The organism is Acinetobacter sp. Colony158, assembly GCF_019264745.1.
GTDB lineage: Bacteria > Pseudomonadota > Gammaproteobacteria > Pseudomonadales > Moraxellaceae > Acinetobacter > Acinetobacter ursingii.
Window position 1 is genome coordinate 2,924,526 of sequence record NZ_CP078523.1, and the last position, 3,316, is coordinate 2,927,841.

Annotated in this window: 2 rRNA genes; both read right to left on the bottom strand. The window is 49.5% G+C overall.

Features of this window, described 5'->3' with window-relative positions:
- Positions 1–64: 64 nt before the first annotated feature.
- Positions 65–179: ribosomal RNA gene (gene rrf, locus JR005_RS12005) — 5S ribosomal RNA — on the bottom strand.
- 175 nt (positions 180–354) lie between these two features.
- Positions 355–3,247 (bottom strand): 23S ribosomal RNA (locus tag JR005_RS12010).
- Positions 3,248–3,316: the final 69 nt, after the last annotated feature.

Consider the following 3,316-nt stretch of genomic DNA (forward strand, 5'->3'; position numbering starts at 1 on the left):
TATATTTATTTTTCCCAATAAAAAGCCCCCTGATCTTTTGATCAGGGGGTATTTAGCATTTAAAAGCTGGCGATGACTTACTCTCACATGGCTAACGCCACACTACCATCAGCGCGAAGAGGTTTCACTTCTGAGTTCGGGAAGGGATCAGGTGGTTCACTCTTGCTATTGTCGCCAGCAAACTGTTGTGGTGCTTTGGGGTCTTATTCACATTACTTAATAATGTATGCCTTACTTACGAACCAAAGAGTTATTAACGGATTGGAAATTGAGTCGGTATTGTAACTAGTTTATTGACTAAATCAAGTTTTCGTATCGAATTTATCTTGAATACAACAACTGTTTGGGTGTTGTATAGTCAAGCCTCACGAGCAATTAGTATTGGTCAGCTTCACATATCACTATGCTTCCACATCCAACCTATCAACGTCCTAGTCTTGAACGGCTCTTTAGGTGACATATAGTCACAGGGAAATCTTATCTTGAGGTAGGCTTCCCGCTTAGATGCTTTCAGCGGTTATCCCTTCCGAACATAGCTACCCGGCGATGCGACTGGCGTCACAACCGGTACACCAGAGGTTCGTCCACTCTGGTCCTCTCGTACTAGGAGCAGATCCTCTCAAATTTCCAGCGCCCACGGTAGATAGGGACCGAACTGTCTCACGACGTTCTAAACCCAGCTCGCGTACCTCTTTAAATGGCGAACAGCCATACCCTTGGGACCTGCTTCAGCCCCAGGATGAGATGAGCCGACATCGAGGTGCCAAACACCGCCGTCGATATGAACTCTTGGGCGGTATCAGCCTGTTATCCCCAGAGTACCTTTTATCCGTTGAGCGATGGCCCTTCCATACAGAACCACCGGATCACTAAGACCTACTTTCGTACCTGCTCGACTTGTGGGTCTCGCAGTTAAGCGCGCTTTTGCCTTTATACTCTACGCGTGATTTCCGACCACGCTGAGCGCACCTTCGTACTCCTCCGTTACTCTTTAGGAGGAGACCGCCCCAGTCAAACTACCCACCAGACATGGTCCTCGCCCCGGATTACGGGGCAGAGTTAGAACCTCAACATTACCAGGGTGGTATTTCAAGGATGGCTCCAATGCAACTGGCGTCACATCTTCATAGCCTCCCACCTATCCTACACAAGTAAGGTCAAAGTTCAATGTCAAGCTGCAGTAAAGGTTCACGGGGTCTTTCCGTCTAGCCGCGGGTACACTGCATCTTCACAGCGATTTCGATTTCACTGAGCCTCTGCTGGAGACAGCGCCGCCATCATTATGCCATTCGTGCAGGTCGGAACTTACCCGACAAGGAATTTCGCTACCTTAGGACCGTTATAGTTACGGCCGCCGTTTACTGGGGCTTCGATCAAGAGCTTCGCTTACGCTAACCCCATCAATTAACCTTCCAGCACCGGGCAGGCATCACACCCTATACGTCCACTTTCGTGTTTGCAGAGTGCTATGTTTTTAATAAACAGTTGCAGCGGCCTGGTTTCTGCGGCTGCCAAGCGCTCAGGGAGCAAGTCCCATCACCCTCAGCAGCGTACCTTCTCCCGAAGTTACGGTACCATTTTGCCTAGTTCCTTCAGCAGAGTTCTCTCAAGCGCCTTGGTCTACTCGACCTGACCACCTGTGTCGGTTTCGGGTACGATTCCTGTGTAACTGNAGCTTAGAGACTTTTCTTGGAAGTATGGTATCAGCCACTTCACTGTACAAGTACAGCTTGATATCGACTCTCAGCATAGAGCACCCCGGATTTGCCTAAGATGCATGCCTACTGTCTTCCACCTGGACTACCAACGCCAGGCTGACTTAACCTTCTCCGTCCTCTCATCGCATTACACAGAAGTATGGGAATATTAACCCATTTCCCATCGACTACGCCTTTCGGCCTCGCCTTAGGGGTCGACTCACCCAGCCCCGATTAACGTTGGACTGGAACCCTTGGTCTTTCGGCGAACGGGTTTTTCACCCGTTTTGTCGTTACTCACGTCAGCATTCGCACTTCTGATACCTCCAGCATACTTCTCAATACACCTTCATCGGCTTACAGAACGCTCCCCTACCACGTAACTTAAAGTTACATCCGCAGCTTCGGCACATAGTTTTAGCCCCGTTACATCTTCCGCGCAGGCCGACTCGACTAGTGAGCTATTACGCTTTCTTTAAAGGGTGGCTGCTTCTAAGCCAACCTCCTAGCTGTCTATGCCTTCCCACATCGTTTCCCACTTAACTATGATTTTGGGGCCTTAGCTGGCGGTCTGGATTGTTTTCCTCTTGACTACGGACGTTAGCACCCGCAGTCTGTCTCCCGGATAGTACTCATAGGTATTCGGAGTTTGCATCGGTTTGGTAAGTCGGGATGACCCCCTAGCCGAAACAGTGCTCTACCCCCTATGGTATTCGTCCGAGGCGCTACCTAAATAGCTTTCGGGGAGAACCAGCTATCACCAGGCTTGATTAGCCTTTCACCCCTATCCACAAGTCATCCCCTGGCTTTTCAACGACAGTGGGTTCGGTCCTCCAGTTAGTGTTACCCAACCTTCAACCTGCTCATGGATAGATCGCCTGGTTTCGGGTCTACACCCAGCAACTATACGCCCTATTAAGACTCGATTTCTCTACGGCTCCCCTATGCGGTTAACCTTGCTACTGAATGTAAGTCGCTGACCCATTATACAAAAGGTACGCAGTCACCGAACAAGTCGGCTCCCACTGCTTGTATGCATGCGGTTTCAGGATCTATTTCACTCCCCTCACAGGGGTTCTTTTCGCCTTTCCCTCACGGTACTGGTTCACTATCGGTCAGTCAGGAGTATTTAGCCTTGGAGGATGGTCCCCCCATATTCAGACAAGGTTTCACGTGCCTCGCCCTACTCGTCATCATGATGTGTGCCCTTTCGTGTACGGGACTATCACCCTCTACGGTCGCACTTCCCAGAGCGTTCCGCTAAAACACACATCACTTAATGGGCTGATCCCCGTTCGCTCGCCGCTACTAAGGGAATCTCAATTGATTTCTTTTCCTAAGGGTACTGAGATGTTTCACTTCCCCTCGTTCGCTTCAATAACCTATGTATTCAGCTATTGATACCTACCTTATAGTAGGTGGGTTCCCCCATTCAGATATCTCCGGATCAATGGATATTTGCCGCCTCCCCGGAGCTTTTCGCAGGCTATCACGTCTTTCTTCGCCTCTGACTGCCAAGGCATCCACCACATGCACTTAATTACTTGACTATACAACCCCAAACAGTCGTTAATACCTACAAGTAGTATTACCAACATTACAGTTTGAAGTACTGTGCA